Source organism: Paenibacillus sp. V4I3, assembly GCF_030817215.1.
Taxonomy (GTDB): domain Bacteria; phylum Bacillota; class Bacilli; order Paenibacillales; family NBRC-103111; genus Paenibacillus_E.
In genome coordinates this window covers 7,882,036-7,896,964 of the sequence record NZ_JAUSZA010000001.1, presented here as the reverse complement: position 1 = coordinate 7,896,964, position 14,929 = coordinate 7,882,036, and the positions used below count along the sequence as shown (strand labels likewise).

The following is a 14,929-nucleotide window of genomic DNA, read 5'->3' as shown; positions in this document are numbered from 1 at the left end:
ATCTGTTAGAGTCTTCGAATTCCGATTTGTTCTTCGCTTACCATCCATAATCGTTTTGTGTCGTCAAGGTTTTGAGCGGGAACAGACGGAATTGTTTTTTTCCTGTCGGTGTAGTAATAACCATTATGACCAGTCACTTCGTCCGAGTCTGCTAACCACATCAAAGTTTCGGCACCTTTCTCCGGACTGCGGGAAAACAATTTCATCACGGCCATAGTCATACGGGCTAAGAGTCCGTTGTTTTGATTGAAGTTCGTGGAAACAAGACCAGGATCAAAGCAGTAGGCGCTGACTCCGGTCCCCTCTAGCCGCCTCGCCAATTCAGTGGTGAACTGGATATTGGCGAGCTTGGTCTCAGCGTAGCGAAATGTAGGACCACCAATAAAATTTTGGGGAAAGCTATAAAGTTGTTCCGCAGTGAGATCATCAAAGTTGATACCCTTCTTGGCCATCTTGTGACCATGGGATGCGGTTGTGATAACACGGGCATGCTGGCTTTCCTTCATACGATCAAGGAGAAGCGTAGTCAGAAGGAAAGGCGCCAGATGGTTTACAGCCCAAGTCATCTCCATACCATCGTCGGTTAAATTCCGCGTTTCGAACAAGGCGCCGGCATTATTGACCAGAACGTCCACTCTCGGGCATTTGGCCAAAATGTCAGCTGCAACATGACGTATGGACTTTTGTGAAGCCATGTCAGCCAAGAATATGTCCACAGTGGTTCTTCCACCGGTTGATGCCATGATTTGAGCCGCTACTTCATTTGCTTTAGCTTGATTACGAGCTACGATTCCTATGTTTGCCCCCCGAGTTGCAAGCTCGTTGGCCGCGGCCAACCCAATGCCGCTTGTAGCCCCAGTAATCACTACATATTTGCCTTGTACTGTCCACTTACTATTCGTAATCATTCTCCCCATTTTATTCCACCTCTCAAATAATGAATGAACCGTTCATTTACTAATATCTTAATTTAAGCTCTGTGTACTGTCAATAGGGAATCACCTAGCTTTATGTAAGCTCATAAAGAAGCCTGTGAAGTTTTCGTAGAAATCGCAAAAGGAAAAGACCTTAACACCGGGTGTGTACCGACGTTAAAGTCTTATTCATGTTTTGCCAACAATTCGCCTATGTCGTGTATTGAAAGTACCAACCTTTTGTCGCATATGTGAGCATGCCACAATCTGAATGAAACCTATGCAAATCACCTGTTCTATCCCGGCTTCACTTTAGATTCAACAGATACTCCTAAATCGACTGCGCCGTTATTACCAGCAGCAAAACGGTCAATTACGTCGAGCGATAAGTGATCTATCACAAGTTGGCCGTAGTGCGCATCCTGTACGATGCCGTTGTCGTCGATCAAGAATTCGGCCTGGATGCGATAGAAGTTGGATCCTTCCTCCGGAGTCAAAGCAAAACCTTCAGCCGCATTTCCGAGGGCATTCCCGGCAAAAGTTTGCGCTCGGGCGTCCCACATCGAGATGGTTTGATTCCCGTGGTTCTTTTGCGATTGTTGCCAGGCTTGATCCCACGAGGAGCAATCCTTAATGTTAACAGTTATCATGATACTCACCCTCTTTATTTGTTTGCATTTCAAAAAAACGATTCCTACCACATCGGTGCTCCTTCTAATTTGAACTTGGTGAACCTACGACTCTTGCAATTGCCCTGACTCCCGGCGCCGCCGACTCATGAATACCAAAGATAATGCAATTACCGTGAGGATAATCCCAAGCACTCGAAATCCCCCGAAGCTGAAGTTACCTCCCATTACGATGCCTATCAACAATGAAGAGAGAATGGTTCCCAAGTATCTTGATGTATTAAATAATCCGGATGCTACACCGATTATTTCTTTTGGAGAACTATTGAACAATGCCGCTTGCATACCGACATTGTTCAACCCGTTGCTAATACCGAATGCAGCCAAAGCCAAACACACACTGATAACCGGTGAAGTTTGACTCAATGTTACGAGCCACACCGACCCAAGTGTCATAAGTATTGCGGACACGAGCAATGCCGGCTTGGGTCCTGATTTATTGATCCATCGTCCTGCTATTGGAGAAGTAACTAGCGAGCACAAGCCTAAGCTAAGCATGAGAATCCCTGTTTGGAACTCGCTGACATGACGTACCATTTGCAAGTAGGACGGAAGCCCGAAAAAGAGCGAGTAAAAAAGTATGTTTACGAGCATGAATTCGACATTAACCCAAGTCATCGCAGGATATTTGGCGAATGTGCGCAAAGGAATAAAGGGTGACTTCGCTTTTAACTCATGTCGTACGAAAGCCCCCAGTAGAGCGAGGCCTATCAGCCCGACAATAACATTACTTAATGAGATTTGCCCAGATGATTTTGCTGAGAGTAAGGAGGCGAGCAGGGCAACCAGACCCACTGTGAAGAGCAGGATCCCTGTCGCATCAATCAAATCAAACCATTTACGAAAGGACATGCCCCGTGCAACGGATGTTGATGGTTCGTCCTTAGGAATATTCCTCCAAGAAAATAGAAAGCTCGCCACCACGAACGGAATATTGACGAAAAAGATAGCAGGCCAGCTCCACCAGTGAGTCAAGACCCCGCCAATAAAGGGTCCAATGGCTGCCGCTCCTGATAGGAATATGGACAAAACAGACAGCGCAGTCCCTTGTTTCTCCGTAATATGAATTCGAACAATGGCCATTCCAACCCCAACCATCATGCTTGTTCCGATGGATTGCACAATGCGGAACACGATGAGCCACCCAAAGTTTGGTGATAGTGGAGCTAATAATGATGCAACGAAGGCTACAACAAGCCCGGTAAGAAATATCTTCCTGCGACCGAATAAATCGCTGGCCTTTCCCATGACAGGTTGAGCAATTGCACTCGCAATGTAGAAAGAAAAAATAATCCAGGAAACAACTGTAAAGTCAAGTTGGAACACATTTTGCAGCCTTGGAATAGCAACAGAAACCATTGAAGAATTTAATGGGTTCAATAGTATCCCAAGGCCAACGGAAATCATCAACCACCTGCTGCGAGCATTCATTTTTGGTCACTCCTCAAAGTGTATTGATGTCATCGTACTTGAAATCGATTATTTATTCCAATGCATTTTATGTTATGATTTCATTGACTTGAGGGAATGAATGGAGGGTGCAAAATGGAACTTCTTCAACTGCAATATTTTCTCGCGGTAGCTCGTTTGGAACATGTGACCGAAGCTGCACGAAGTCTGCACGTAACTCAATCGTCACTAAGTAAAACGATTCAACGCTTGGAGGAGGATTTAGGGGTCCCTCTATTCGATCGAATAGGGAGGAAGCTGCGATTGAATGAGTTCGGAAGCAGATTCCTTCGCCGTGCAGAAAGGGCGTTGTTTGAATTGGAACAGGGGAAGCAGGAGCTTAGCGATTTATCCAGCCCGGAACATGGCACACTCGAATTGGCGGTGACCACCGCAAGCACGTTGCCAAGTATCCTTCGAGAGTTTCGGAAAAAGCGGCCCGATATCCAATTTCATGTGCAAATGCTGACCACGCAGGAAATGGTTACACTTCTTCATAGAGGAGAGGTCGATTTCTGCTTGTCCTCACCTTCTATACAAGGGGATGACATTGAATGTCAAATCGTGTTCTTCGACCCAATCCTTGTAGCTGTTCCAAAGGGGCATCGGCTGGCAGACCGAAGCAGCGTATCCTTGACAGAACTAAGGGATGAATGGTTTGTTGGTGTAAAGAGAGGCTACGGTACTCGCGATCTAGTGGACTCTATATGCAAATCGGTTGGATTTGTACCTAAATATGTGTATGAGGGAGATGAACCTGCAAGGCTAAGCTCTCTTGTGGAAGCAGAAATTGGCATAGCCTTCATACCAAGCACGGCAAGGAATTCACGGGAACACATCAAATATCTCCAAGTTGAGAATCACGAATTGGTACGGGAGATCGCTTTATTATGGCACAGGAGTCGGTTCATTTCGCGGGCTGCAATGGAATTCCGTGAGGTAGTTGTAGAATATTTTGGATCGATATCCAAACAGACAATTTAGTCAAACTGCACAACTAATACTGATTATAAGATCCAATCCTTCGGCACATACTGAAGGATTTTTTGTTTTGCTCAATAATGGCAATGATCATATTCCTGGAGCTATATCCATACCGCTTGGCGAACTGCGCAACAAAGGCTTCCAAGCATACAGGTTGGAGGAGGGGGTGCACACGAATGGAAACAACATACGGGTAACCTTCACTAATCAGATAGTACTCGCCTCGAAAATCATGCAGGAGCGCGCAGCAACAGTAAAATTACATGGAGCTTGGACAAGACGCCGCTCGAGGTCGTCTCCGATAACAAAGGTGTGACCGGGCTGAAGGTGAAAGATAATGCGACCGGTGCTGAAGAAGTCATCGAAACTGACGGTGTTTTCGTAGCGATTGGCCATAAACCGAATACTGGCTTTTTGTATGGCCGCAATCGACTGCGAGAAAGTTCATGGAGTACGAGGCGTCACCGCAAATCATGTATAGTTTCATTCGCAACTTTTAAATCTAGCTTGCGTCTTATATCTGGGTGATTATGGATGAGAATCAAGACGATTCCTTATTTGGTTGTGTATATATTGTTATTGAATTTTTTACTGCCTTATGCCATTTCTGCGGATGTGTTCTATCACAAACGGCTCCCGTACCCGCTTATCGTCAATAATCCTAGAAACATTGACCCGGTTATCAAATTTATTAAGAACAAAATCGATCATGACAATGCTATCAATTACATTATCATTCTCGGTGATTCTGTATTTTACGGAAGTCCAGGCAATTCCGATCAGAGTATTAGTGCCTACTTGGAACAAATGCCTGAGCAGCCGCTGATATTCAATCTATCGTTCCCAGGCTCACAACTTGGCGATCTATACACGATGCTGCTAATGCTGGATAAGCACGGGATATCAACCGACCATGTGATCCTGAATATACGATATGCGAGTTTTGTCCTCCGAGATCCTTATCAATCCACACTGGCATGGTGGGCCGAGGATTTACGCAAACTAGAGCCTACATCGTTCCTGGCAGTAAAATCACAACTGAAGCAAACAGATTGGCATTCGATATATAAAAAGCCTTATGAATGGTTGCAGGATGTGCTGAATCGGTACGTTTATTCGCATGTCAATTTAATGTCGTATAAGGATTATTATCAAAAATATATAGGTAACAAGTGGGATCAGTGGCACAACAGGCCAATGGCGGACGATTCACTTTCACAGCCGGAGCCATGGTACATCAAGGATCCGCAAACCTTGAGCGACATGCTGCATTGGGAACAATTGAAGGTATCTTTCAGCGAACTACCTTTGAACTTGTCGGAGACCAATCCAGACGTCTTCTTTATTCGGAAAATCATCCTTCATCAAAAAGGCAAAAATACTTGGGTTGTGATGACGGGTACAAATCATGAGTTAATGAAAGACTTCGTCAATACTTCCGGATATGTTGAGAACATGAAGAGGCTGGATAATTTTCTGTCAAAGCAACCTGTTCATTACTTGAATCTAGAGGGACAAGTTCCGGATCAATTGTTCACGGACTTCACCCATCTCATGCCTGATGGCTACAGGATGATGGCTCAGTTCATTTGGGACGCTTACTTACAGAGAGGGGCAACCAACTCGTTATGATGTTCAATACGCCGGAATTTGCCTTGTTTTTAGTGATCTCCATGTGTTTATATTATTTAATTCCGAGAAATCGCTTATGGCTGCTCACGGCTGCAAATGTCATCTTTTACGGTGTGGTGGGACCCGGATATTTACTCTTATTCGGGATTATATCGTTAGCGGTTTACTGTTGCGGTTTGAGCATAGTCCATTCAGGCCCGGCTCGACAGCGGATTCTGTTATTTATGGGTATTTTTTTGACGTCGAGCAATCTCATATTTTTCAAATATACGGATTTTGCCCTGCGAAGCTTAGAGAAGTTATTGTCCATCCATCTGGTCGCCCATCAGGCAACGTGGTTGCATATGGCACTTCCTCTCGGAATTTCATTTTATACGTTTGAGTTGATTTCTTATCTAGTGGATGTATACAAGGGTCGAATTCCTGCTGAGCGTTCACTGCTGAGATTCTGGATGTTCATTATGTTCTTCGCTCATATGATCGCAGGGCCAATTATGAGAGGTAAGGAATTCCTGCCACAGATCCAGAAGTTGGATGACATCCGCTTTACCCCTGCTCAACTACGTCTGGGTGCATTCTTTATTGTGCTTGGACTGGTGAAAAAAATGGGAATAGCTGATCAATTGGCCCCTTATTGCGATAGCTTCTTCTCACAAGCCAGCTCAATCAGCGGTGCTGAAGGTTGGACTGCGTCGGTATTGTATGCTTTCCAGATTTATTGCGATTTCTCCGGTTACAGTGATATGGCTGTAGGCGTCGGGTATTTGTTCGGATTAGAGCTGGCACGAAACTTCGATACGCCCTATTTGAGTACTAACGCAACGGAGTTCTGGCGTCGGTGGCATATCACATTGTCATCGTGGATACGTGACTACATATATATTTCAATTGGAGGATCTCGTCGCGGTGAGATAAGGCAGTATGCCAACCTATTTGCAGCTATGACGATTTCGGGATTGTGGCACGGGAGTAAATGGACCTTCGTCGCGTGGGGGATGTATCAAGGGGCGCTACTAATAGGTCATAAACTATACTTGATCCTACTAAAGAAACTACATTTCGTTAATATTCAAAAATCCATATGGTATCGAATTATGGCTCTTATCGTCTTTTTCATGTTAACTTGTCTCGGTTGGGTGATATTTCGAACAGAGGGGTTACATACCGCTTTGGATTTAATTGGCCGTATGCTAAGTCCGAGGGCTTTGATCATGCCGAAGTGGGTGTGGCATTTCTGGTGGATCACGGGTGGACTCTGTGCCTTGCATGTGTTGGAGTGGTACTTACTAAAGCATCTTGATCGTGTATCCATAGCATGGCACCGTTGGATTCCTTCGCCCATAAGGGCAGCAGTGTACAGTGTAATAGTGCTAGTATTGCTTTATACGTTAAAGCAGGAGCAGAGTTCCTTTATATATTTTCAATTCTAACTGTTTTACTAAAGACTCGCAGCCATTAGCTGTGGGTCTCTTACAATGGACACTCTTGATCGCTTGAGTCGAGAACATCTCCCAGCCAATTGACAAATAAACAATATTTCGTTAGCATCATTTTGAAACGGACAATTGTCCGTTAAATTTGGGATTAGACAAGAGAGAGTCAGCAGAGGATGCTGAATCGGATGGAGGGAATACATGTCTTCAGATAAAAACATTGCAGCAGCAGAAGCCCCGTTTTCAATGCGAAGCATATTAGGGCCGTTGGTGGCAATTGTGGTTGGGATTTTCATGGTGATTTTGGACGGAACGGCGGTAAACGTTGCTCTTCCCAAGCTGCAGGAAGAATTTAATCTATTGAACTTGTCCTTAGTACAATGGACCGTGATCGGATATGCGTTGGCACAAGCAGCGGTCATTCCTTTAGCGGGCTGGTTATCCGACAGATTTGGCGCCAAGAAAATATTCTTGATCTCGGTAGGTCTATTCACTATTGGTTCTGGTCTATGTGCGCTGGCTAATTCGGTTGAAATGCTGATTACTTTCCGTATCATCCAAGGCTTGGGTGGCGGTGTTGTTGTACCGATTGCTATGGCGTTCATCTATCGTCTGTCGCCGCCGGGAAAAGTAGGGGCAGTCATGGGCATGATGGGAATTCCGATCTTGCTGGGTCCGGCGCTTGGACCCGTCGTTGCAGGCTGGTTAGTTGAATATCACAGCTGGCAGTGGATATTCCTGATTAACCTACCTATCGGTGTAATCGGTATTATCCTTGGAATCCGTACATTACCGAATATACAGCGGCAGTCGGTTGCATCCTTGGATTTACTTGGCATGCTGTTAGGGCCAATTGCCTTTGCCGCGCTAGTGTACGGCGTTTCTAATGGTGGTATTTGACCCGATCACCGGGAAATCCACATGGATGGATGCTGATACACTGATCGGCTCAGGAATCGGTATTGTGGCGCTTATTTTATTCGTTATTGTGGAATTAAGACGTGAGAATCCGCTGCTCGAGCTTCGCGTTTTCCGCTCAGGTAATTTTACAAAAGGAATCATCGTACAATGGATTTCACAGATTGCGATGTTCGGAACCATGTTCCTTGTCCCCCTATATTTACAACAGGCCCATGGCTATAGTCCATTGAAAACAGGGCTCATCATGCTTCCGCAAGCTCTGGCATCCGGTTTATTTATGCCAATTGGCGGTAAACTGTCAGATCGTTTCGGAGCGCGTCCGCTCGTCTTGGCGGGGATGGCACTTACAACGGTTTCAGCCTTGTTACTGTCCAATATTTCTGGCGATTCAGGTGTAGGTACAGTGATCCTGCCGCTTGCACTGCTGGGCGCGGGAATGGGACTGTTTATGATGCCTCTCAATAATCATTTGATCCAATCCGCTCCACAGAATTTGGTTGGACGTGTAACGTCGCTCACGAACGCCGCACAGCAAGTTATGATGTCCTTCGCTATCGCCATTTTGATGACGATCTTTACAACGAGGATGAAAAATTTAATGGTTGAATCAGGTAAGCAGAAGCCGGATTTAGACTTGTATGCTTCTTCCTTTGGGTACACTTTCTTAATTCTGCTGGGTATCGCGGTTGTCGGCGGTTTGCTTGGCCTTATGCTGCAAAAGCCCAAGAGAGCAGAAGGCGAGTCCACGGACGGTGCAGAAATTCCAATGATTGTTAGTCATTAATTTTATAGAAAACGAAAAGCCCGGTCCAAGTGGAACCGGGCTTTTTTCGCATTACATAGGATGATCATTGATCTTGTGATCTGCTGCTGGAGGATTGATTTTCTTTAAATGCCTCTGCCGCTTCCTCTGCGGAAAATTCCGTATCATCTTTACCTGGGACAGGCATTTTGTTTAATTCCGTAGACTGTACTTCTGCCTTAGTTGCTTGATTATCTTGATTGGGCATGTGACACCTCCTTTATTAAAATAACAACAAGGAATAGTTTTCCACCGTATGAAATTTTTATACAAAAATGATGCATTTTCCCGAAGGGATGAGTCCAATCCAAATCTCTCAATCAATGCATCTACTATCGTATCAACTAGAAAGGTGATGATAGATTTGAAGAAAAGCACACTCCAACTCATTCGCAAAGCCGAAATCAAGCTGGGAAAAAAATTCACCAAGCGTACCGGCGCTTTGAACATCAAGAAAGCTATTCGGGTAACGCAACTGGGTAACGGCTTCGCCCGGTTTCAATTCGCGCCGGTCACCGTCGCTCCCTTCAGTTTCCGGAGTACGGCAGTCAACGGAAACGCCTACAACTAGCGGCTCTTGGATTTTTTCCGGCAATCAGCAAGGTTATTTGCTCGATAACTACTCTTCCACTGAAGACAGATGGTTCTTCACCGCCTGGAACCCGACTGCGGTTTCCAGAACAGTCACTTACGCCGTTATTGCCAAATTGAAAGAGTAGTGAAGAAAGCCTGTTCGGTTTATCCGGACAGGCTTTTGGTAAGAACTCCGAGAGAAATTTGACGGAAAATTCAGATATTATCCTGAAAGCCCCAAGGAAGTTGTGAAGCAGATCCGACACCTGAACATCTAAACTAAGAATATCGTCCGATTTTTAGATGGAAATAAACTTAGACTGAAAAATAAAGTACTAGACGGTATAATGAAGTTGTAGACTGTCAGCGGCGTTAAACTTTACATAGTTTTGAGTTTACAAGACCAATAAAAGTATGCATCATTTGTGTTTCTAGTTTTGTAATCAATAGGAGTCAGTTAAAGGAGAGATGGACGATGACAAGAACAATTTCTAAAGGCCGATTATGGACGGCAAGAGTGTTGAGCGGAATAGCCATTTTGTTTATGCTGCTTGACAGTATCATGAAATTATTTAAACCTGCGTTTGTTGTTGATTCTACCGTATCACTTGGCTACCAGGAACATCATATTTTGTTGATAGGCATACTCGGACTTCTTTCTACTATTCTATATGCATTACCTCGTACAACGATCTTAGGTGCAGTGGTGTTGACCGGTTATTTTGGCGGCGTGATTGCGACACAGGTTCGTCTAGATGCCCCGCTTTTTTCTACGATCCTGTTTCCCGTTTATCTTGCAGTGTTAGTTTGGGGAGGCCTTTGGTTGAGGAATGAGCAAGTCCGCAAAATCTTTTCTTTGCAAAAATAGATAAGAGGCTGGTTTATCCGGATCTCGCCCTTTTTACGTTTCAGCACGGAATATGGTCCCATCATCACGGAAGTAATATGCGATATCATCCGTTCTCGTGCTCAATCTTACGGATTTATTCGTAAACTTTTCGATGATTCCGCGATCTACTTCGCAGTAAACACCGTCAGCATCCGTCTGCCACACAGAAACCGGAGTTTGTGATAATGCTGCGGCAAATAGATCTGCATCAGATTCCAGCATTTTAGTCATTAGCGTCGACCTCACCTTCGGATAGGTCAATTGCGACCAGCTTTATACAAAATAATACTTGAGTATATGTAATAGCTTATAATGGAATAACAGCGGTTATGTTAAAATAACAACAAATACTAGGTTCATGAAAGTTTTGTTTGGAGTTGACATTAATGTACTTGCGAAGCCTTGAGATTCTAAGGAATGATCATACGGATCCGAAAACCTATCCATTTTCTATACCAGCTGTAAAATCTTTAAAGTCACTTTCTTTTCGGACGAATGTCACCTTTCTTGTTGGGGAGAATGGTTCGGGTAAATCAACGCTCCTTGAAGCAATTGCTTATCAAAGCGGGTTTAATACGGCTGGCGGAGGGAAGAACAATTACTATGATGTGGATGCTTCGCATTCCATTCTGGGGGATCATATTCGTCTTTCCTGGATGCCTAAAATCACGAATGGCTTTTTCCTAAGAGCAGAGACTTTTTATCACTTTGCCTCCCATTTGGATACCTTGCCCGAAAGCCTGCAGTATTATGGTGGTCGTTCTTTACATGAGCAATCGCATGGTGAAGCGTTTCTTTCTCTTTTTAAACATCGTTTTGGGAAAAAGGCGATTTACCTTCTCGACGAACCTGAGGCTGCGTTATCCCCTGCAAGGCAATTGGCATTGATGCGGGTCATCAAGGATTTAGAGAAAGAAGCTCAGTTCATCATTGCAACGCATTCTCCGATACTTCTCGGATTTCCAGATGCACAGATTATTAACTTTGATGTTCATCCCATAGAGGAAATTAGATATGAAGACACGCTGCATTACATCATCACAAGACGGTTTCTTGAAAACAGAAAGACGTTCCTGCAGGAGCTATTTTCCGATTCCGATGATGACAATTAACGAAAAACTTTAGTTTAACAGGAGCTGCTATGAAGCGGCTTCTTTTTTTTATTTCTCGTTTAATACTAAACAACGAAGTGGGAAGGAATAATAACCATAACAAAATGTGGAGGGACAAAGTGAAACAAATTATTGTGGCTTTATTCATAGTGGGTAGTGCCCTGATTAGTCCTGAAACCGGAAAAGCTAATATATCGATGCCTTGTAGCTCAGTTCTAGAACCCGTAAATACGGACTATGTAAATTCAAAAGGAGTAGCTTTGGTCTATAAAGTAGTCTTAACGAGTAGTATTATTTCCTGTAAATAAGATAATTTATTGCACGGAGAAAAGCTCTGCCGCGTAGCGTACCTTCACTCCAATAACGGGCATATTAAATATTTGGGAATTTAAATTGAGTTAATGGATAAAAATAATCATTAAAACAAGGGAGTATAGCCAATGAATTCAAACCATGTACCATTGACATCATCGGAAATAGGAAACCTGTGGATGACATATCATGAAAAAACAATGTTATTAAGGTTTTTAGAGTATTTCCTTGAGCATGTAGAAAATGAAGAAATTCAGCAAATCTTAAAGTCGACTTACGATTCATCGGTACAAATTGTAGAATCCATTAAAAATATTTTCCAACAAGAAGGAGCCGTTATTCCACTTGGCTTTACGGCGAACGACGTTAATAAAGGAGTTCCTAAGTTATTTGATTATCTGTATGAACCCATGTTTTTACATATGATAAGTAAGATTGAAGCTAGTCTTTTTGCGTTGTACTCAACGATGTCCTACCGTAAAGATATAAGACAACTATTTAAGCAATTAACAGCAAACGCACAAGACATGTTTGACCAATGTACACAATTTCTTTTAGATAAGGGGGTTCTTGTCCGCCCGCCTTTTATGACAATGCCCAAAGAAGTTACCTTTGTTCAGGATAAAAATTATTTATCAGGGTTTAATTTGTTAAGGGAAACAAGAGCATTAAATGCCATTGAAATTTCCCTTATACATCATGCCATTGAGACCAACCTTACAGGTATGCAATTAATGATTGGATTCGCCCAAGTCGCTAATGATAAGAAAGTAAAAGAATATTTTATTGAAGGAATGAAATTGTCCAAGGACGTTGAGACAACACTAGGTGAATTTTTACGCGAGGATTACATAGAACCGCCAGCTACTCATGCAGGTAAAGCGACGAATTCCACTGTTTCTCCATTTTCGGATAAGTTAATGATGTATATCACTAACTTGTTAGGATCATTTGGTATTGGGAGCCATGCACTTGGTGGAGCTTTTAGTTTGCGAAGTGATTTGCTGGTGACGATGGCACGACTTGCTCAGAAAATTTTACCCTTTGTCAAAGACGGTGGAGAAATAATGATCAAACATGGTTGGATGGAGGAACCACCACAAGTAGAAGATAGAAGACAACTAACTAAATCGTAATGGAATATGTTGTGCGTTTTTTAATAACACATTTAGGCTGCCGCAATTTAATTGGGCAGCTTTTTAATTTTTTTATGACCAAATATGGTGAAATAAGGGCGATACCCATAGATTAAATGGTGGGATTAATTGTGAATTCGGCAATTTAAGGAGGCATAGTGTCTGGATAGAGATGTCGATGTAGTAGAAAAAAGAGGAAAGGGAAACGCAAATCAATACTAATGGAACTTAAAGCATGGGCATTAGGTTCATTAATCGGTTATGTTTCTCATATAATATTCAATAATATCTTTCCGGCGAATAATTCCTATGAAAATATTTTCGTCATCTACAACCGGAACAAAATTTTGATCAGCTGCCAGAGCCAGCATATCCTCCATGTGTGCATTAATTGAAACGGACTCATTATGAATATGCTTCTCGATTTCGCTCACGGGCACTTGATGGATATTATCAAAATGAATCCCAGGTGTATTCTTTAACGTCCATAACAGGTCACCTTCCGACAATGTACCTGCATATTTCCCGTCACTATCAACAAGGGGAAGTGCTGTGTAATAGTGATTTTCTAATTGTTCTAACGCTTCCTGCATGGAAGCTGATGATGTGATAAAGGCAACTTTGTCTTTGGGTAATAGAAAAGAGGCTATTTTCATAGTCATAAACTCCTTTTCTCTGAAATTTCAATTAATGATACTTTCATTAAAACATAAATGTCTTATAAAGGCATTGAAAGATGTTTCCATTAAAGCGAGAGACACCAGGAGGTATCATACGGGATCGCATGCCGGTAGCTTAATAAAAGATTTCATCCAAAACTTGCGTTAGCCTAACCAGATCATCCCTAATATCCCGACAAGACCTACCGATCATACTCAACTCTCTCCAGCCTTCCTCAATCTGGGCAATCATCAGGTCAATATCTCCATTAGTGATTTTTCTTTCCTCCATATTGGTCAGCATTAGAAGCTCCTTTAATCATGATAATTGTTTCAATTTATAGGTTTCGTTATGTTCTTCACGAATGAGGGTGTAGAAGATAGTCGAATAATGAATGCAGCTGTTCGAGAGGGATATTTTAATTAAAATCATTTCCTAGCTTCCATTTTATAACTATTTATTACTACGGAATGCCTGGGACTTACTAACTGTAATAAGCTCAAGGAGCTTGGAGTTAAGCGGTTAAGTATTTGAGGTGCGTTATATCGGAATGTTATTTAAAATTAAACAACTTGAAGTAAGGTCAGGCTTCGAACTGAAACAGTTTAGTGAAAAATGTCATCGAATCGGGACGACAACTGCTTTTTAATCGAGCGTGCAATTCTTGTTTGGCAATCTTCAAATCAATGTCGAATTCGTGCAATCCAACGTTCTCCATCCAATGATTCGCTGTTTCGAATGAAGTGCTTTGCCATGCGCTTTTCTCATCTAGTAAAATTCTGCTTTCTTTGACACCGGAAATGACGATATCCAACGTGCCTTGTAAATCCAATAAACCTTGACCAAAGGTTTTTTTCATTTCTTTGGCATTCATGCCCGTTTTAACTCTTAACGACCTTGTTTCAATTCCTTCTTCTTCTTTGATTTGCCGGAAGAGCTCTAAGGAAGCGTTGGAAACAAGGCCGTTCTTATAACGATCTTCAATGGGTTGAGGGCTTCCTAATATGGCTTTGACCCATGGAAACAGTTCGCGTGAAATAAAAACTGATTTTTTTTTAAGGAATTTGCCATAGGCAGCCGTACCGTCGCTCGGAAACCGCGCTCGCCACACCCAAGGATCTAAATCTGTGCCAGTTAACCACGGCTCACCGTGAGTGACCTGATAGAGTGACGGGTGATCTGGGATTAAGGGAGCTAAAGGTAGAATACCGACTTCATGAATAAGTTGAACGGCCTCTTCATACGTATGTATTTTTTGTTCTTTCATAGCAGTTCACCTCAACCAGTCGATTTAATTTGAAAATAAAGGCTAATCAAACACGATAAAACATCCTCTTAAAACATTCAGTTTTCTGATTTTATCATACCAAATCATGTCTGTAATACTATCATAATACTTTTTAATCAGCCATCACCTGATGCA

Annotated in this window: 17 protein-coding genes and 1 pseudogene; 10 read left to right on the top strand and 8 right to left on the bottom strand. The window is 42.8% G+C overall.

Translation table 11 applies throughout. The annotated features are described in order from the left end of the window. Nucleotides 1–5 precede the first annotated feature (5 nt). The 3 genes from QFZ77_RS36390 to QFZ77_RS36380 form a co-directional block, all read right to left on the bottom strand. Complete coding sequence (locus tag QFZ77_RS36390) at nucleotides 6–917, bottom strand: SDR family oxidoreductase (protein ID WP_307448471.1); 912 nt, start codon at nucleotides 915–917, stop codon at nucleotides 6–8. A 293-nt stretch (nucleotides 918–1,210) separates the two neighbouring features. Then, nucleotides 1,211–1,564 carry a hypothetical protein gene (locus QFZ77_RS36385; protein WP_307448468.1) on the bottom strand — a complete coding sequence of 118 codons (354 nt, stop codon included), beginning with the start codon at nucleotides 1,562–1,564 and terminating at the stop codon, nucleotides 1,211–1,213. A gap of 84 nt (nucleotides 1,565–1,648) precedes the next feature. Further along, the gene (locus QFZ77_RS36380) at nucleotides 1,649–3,034 is read right to left on the bottom strand and encodes an MFS transporter (RefSeq protein ID WP_307448466.1); all 1,386 of its coding nucleotides are present in this window, start codon (nucleotides 3,032–3,034) and stop codon (nucleotides 1,649–1,651) included. 114 nt (nucleotides 3,035–3,148) lie between these two features. On the opposite strand from QFZ77_RS36380, the gene QFZ77_RS36375 reads away from it, so the two are divergent. The 6 genes and pseudogenes from QFZ77_RS36375 (at nucleotide 3,149) to QFZ77_RS36350 (ending at nucleotide 8,806) form a co-directional block, all read left to right on the top strand. Then, nucleotides 3,149–4,036 carry a LysR family transcriptional regulator gene (locus QFZ77_RS36375; protein WP_307448463.1) on the top strand — a complete coding sequence of 296 codons (888 nt, stop codon included), beginning with the start codon at nucleotides 3,149–3,151 and terminating at the stop codon, nucleotides 4,034–4,036. Nucleotides 4,037–4,276: 240 nt separating this feature from the next. Further along, nucleotides 4,277–4,477, top strand: a pseudogene (locus QFZ77_RS36370) (thioredoxin-disulfide reductase); the annotation flags it as partial. Nucleotides 4,478–4,570: 93 nt separating this feature from the next. Further along, nucleotides 4,571–5,668 (top strand): SGNH/GDSL hydrolase family protein, encoded by a 1,098-nt coding sequence (locus QFZ77_RS36365; RefSeq protein ID WP_307448457.1) that lies wholly within the window; start codon nucleotides 4,571–4,573, stop codon nucleotides 5,666–5,668. After that, on the top strand, nucleotides 5,665–7,098 hold the full coding sequence (locus tag QFZ77_RS36360; protein WP_307448453.1) for an MBOAT family O-acyltransferase: 1,434 nt from the start codon (nucleotides 5,665–5,667) through the stop codon (nucleotides 7,096–7,098). The genes QFZ77_RS36365 and QFZ77_RS36360 overlap by 4 nt, the downstream gene beginning before the upstream one ends. Before the next feature lie 204 nt (nucleotides 7,099–7,302). Then, on the top strand, nucleotides 7,303–8,001 hold the full coding sequence (locus QFZ77_RS36355) for an MFS transporter (protein WP_307448449.1): 699 nt from the start codon (nucleotides 7,303–7,305) through the stop codon (nucleotides 7,999–8,001). Next, complete coding sequence (locus QFZ77_RS36350) at nucleotides 7,988–8,806, top strand: MFS transporter (RefSeq protein WP_307448446.1); 819 nt, start codon at nucleotides 7,988–7,990, stop codon at nucleotides 8,804–8,806. Before QFZ77_RS36355 ends, QFZ77_RS36350 begins: the two co-directional genes overlap by 14 nt. Before the next feature lie 64 nt (nucleotides 8,807–8,870). On the opposite strand, the gene QFZ77_RS36345 is transcribed toward QFZ77_RS36350, so the two are convergent. Next, nucleotides 8,871–9,032 (bottom strand): hypothetical protein, encoded by a 162-nt coding sequence (locus tag QFZ77_RS36345; protein WP_307448443.1) that lies wholly within the window; start codon nucleotides 9,030–9,032, stop codon nucleotides 8,871–8,873. Between the two features lie 156 nt (nucleotides 9,033–9,188). Here QFZ77_RS36345 and QFZ77_RS36340 point away from each other — a divergent pair, with 156 nt between their 5' ends. Beyond that, complete coding sequence (locus QFZ77_RS36340; RefSeq protein ID WP_307448440.1) at nucleotides 9,189–9,395, top strand: hypothetical protein; 207 nt, start codon at nucleotides 9,189–9,191, stop codon at nucleotides 9,393–9,395. Between the two features lie 477 nt (nucleotides 9,396–9,872). Beyond that, a complete protein-coding gene (locus QFZ77_RS36335) occupies nucleotides 9,873–10,265 on the top strand; it encodes a DoxX family protein (protein ID WP_307448438.1) in 393 nt (130 codons plus the stop codon). A 33-nt stretch (nucleotides 10,266–10,298) separates the two neighbouring features. Here the strand turns inward: QFZ77_RS36335 and QFZ77_RS36330 are convergent, their stop codons facing one another. Further along, nucleotides 10,299–10,517, bottom strand: a complete 219-nt coding sequence (locus tag QFZ77_RS36330; RefSeq protein ID WP_307448435.1) for a hypothetical protein — start codon at nucleotides 10,515–10,517, stop codon at nucleotides 10,299–10,301. A 155-nt stretch (nucleotides 10,518–10,672) separates the two neighbouring features. Here QFZ77_RS36330 and QFZ77_RS36325 point away from each other — a divergent pair, with 155 nt between their 5' ends. Both QFZ77_RS36325 and QFZ77_RS36320 read left to right on the top strand, forming a co-directional pair. After that, nucleotides 10,673–11,398, top strand: coding sequence for an AAA family ATPase (locus QFZ77_RS36325; RefSeq protein ID WP_307448433.1), 726 nt, complete (start codon nucleotides 10,673–10,675; stop codon nucleotides 11,396–11,398). Between the two features lie 440 nt (nucleotides 11,399–11,838). Beyond that, on the top strand, nucleotides 11,839–12,846 hold the full coding sequence (locus QFZ77_RS36320; RefSeq protein WP_307448430.1) for a DUF3231 family protein: 1,008 nt from the start codon (nucleotides 11,839–11,841) through the stop codon (nucleotides 12,844–12,846). Between the two features lie 251 nt (nucleotides 12,847–13,097). Here the strand turns inward: QFZ77_RS36320 and QFZ77_RS36315 are convergent, their stop codons facing one another. The 3 genes from QFZ77_RS36315 to QFZ77_RS36305 form a co-directional block, all read right to left on the bottom strand. Beyond that, nucleotides 13,098–13,502 (bottom strand): CBS domain-containing protein, encoded by a 405-nt coding sequence (locus tag QFZ77_RS36315; RefSeq protein ID WP_307448425.1) that lies wholly within the window; start codon nucleotides 13,500–13,502, stop codon nucleotides 13,098–13,100. A gap of 139 nt (nucleotides 13,503–13,641) precedes the next feature. Further along, complete coding sequence (locus tag QFZ77_RS36310; RefSeq protein ID WP_307448423.1) at nucleotides 13,642–13,809, bottom strand: hypothetical protein; 168 nt, start codon at nucleotides 13,807–13,809, stop codon at nucleotides 13,642–13,644. A gap of 280 nt (nucleotides 13,810–14,089) precedes the next feature. Beyond that, complete coding sequence (locus QFZ77_RS36305) at nucleotides 14,090–14,773, bottom strand: AlkZ-related protein (protein WP_307448420.1); 684 nt, start codon at nucleotides 14,771–14,773, stop codon at nucleotides 14,090–14,092. Between the last annotated feature and the right edge of the window lie 156 nt (nucleotides 14,774–14,929).

Coding starts and splice junctions, on each gene's coding strand:
- QFZ77_RS36335 (WP_307448438.1), top strand. CDS start 9,873: ATGACAAGAACAATTTCTAAAGGCCGATTATGGACGGCAAGAGTGTTG.
- QFZ77_RS36305 (WP_307448420.1), bottom strand. CDS start 14,773: ATGAAAGAACAAAAAATACATACGTATGAAGAGGCCGTTCAACTTATT.
- QFZ77_RS36365 (WP_307448457.1), top strand. CDS start 4,571: ATGAGAATCAAGACGATTCCTTATTTGGTTGTGTATATATTGTTATTG.
- QFZ77_RS36325 (WP_307448433.1), top strand. CDS start 10,673: ATGTACTTGCGAAGCCTTGAGATTCTAAGGAATGATCATACGGATCCG.
- QFZ77_RS36350 (WP_307448446.1), top strand. CDS start 7,988: ATGGTGGTATTTGACCCGATCACCGGGAAATCCACATGGATGGATGCT.
- QFZ77_RS36315 (WP_307448425.1), bottom strand. CDS start 13,502: ATGAAAATAGCCTCTTTTCTATTACCCAAAGACAAAGTTGCCTTTATC.
- QFZ77_RS36390 (WP_307448471.1), bottom strand. CDS start 917: ATGGGGAGAATGATTACGAATAGTAAGTGGACAGTACAAGGCAAATAT.
- QFZ77_RS36330 (WP_307448435.1), bottom strand. CDS start 10,517: ATGACTAAAATGCTGGAATCTGATGCAGATCTATTTGCCGCAGCATTA.
- QFZ77_RS36375 (WP_307448463.1), top strand. CDS start 3,149: ATGGAACTTCTTCAACTGCAATATTTTCTCGCGGTAGCTCGTTTGGAA.
- QFZ77_RS36355 (WP_307448449.1), top strand. CDS start 7,303: ATGTCTTCAGATAAAAACATTGCAGCAGCAGAAGCCCCGTTTTCAATG.
- QFZ77_RS36385 (WP_307448468.1), bottom strand. CDS start 1,564: ATGATAACTGTTAACATTAAGGATTGCTCCTCGTGGGATCAAGCCTGG.
- QFZ77_RS36310 (WP_307448423.1), bottom strand. CDS start 13,809: ATGCTGACCAATATGGAGGAAAGAAAAATCACTAATGGAGATATTGAC.
- QFZ77_RS36360 (WP_307448453.1), top strand. CDS start 5,665: ATGATGTTCAATACGCCGGAATTTGCCTTGTTTTTAGTGATCTCCATG.
- QFZ77_RS36380 (WP_307448466.1), bottom strand. CDS start 3,034: ATGAATGCTCGCAGCAGGTGGTTGATGATTTCCGTTGGCCTTGGGATA.
- QFZ77_RS36345 (WP_307448443.1), bottom strand. CDS start 9,032: ATGCCCAATCAAGATAATCAAGCAACTAAGGCAGAAGTACAGTCTACG.
- QFZ77_RS36320 (WP_307448430.1), top strand. CDS start 11,839: ATGAATTCAAACCATGTACCATTGACATCATCGGAAATAGGAAACCTG.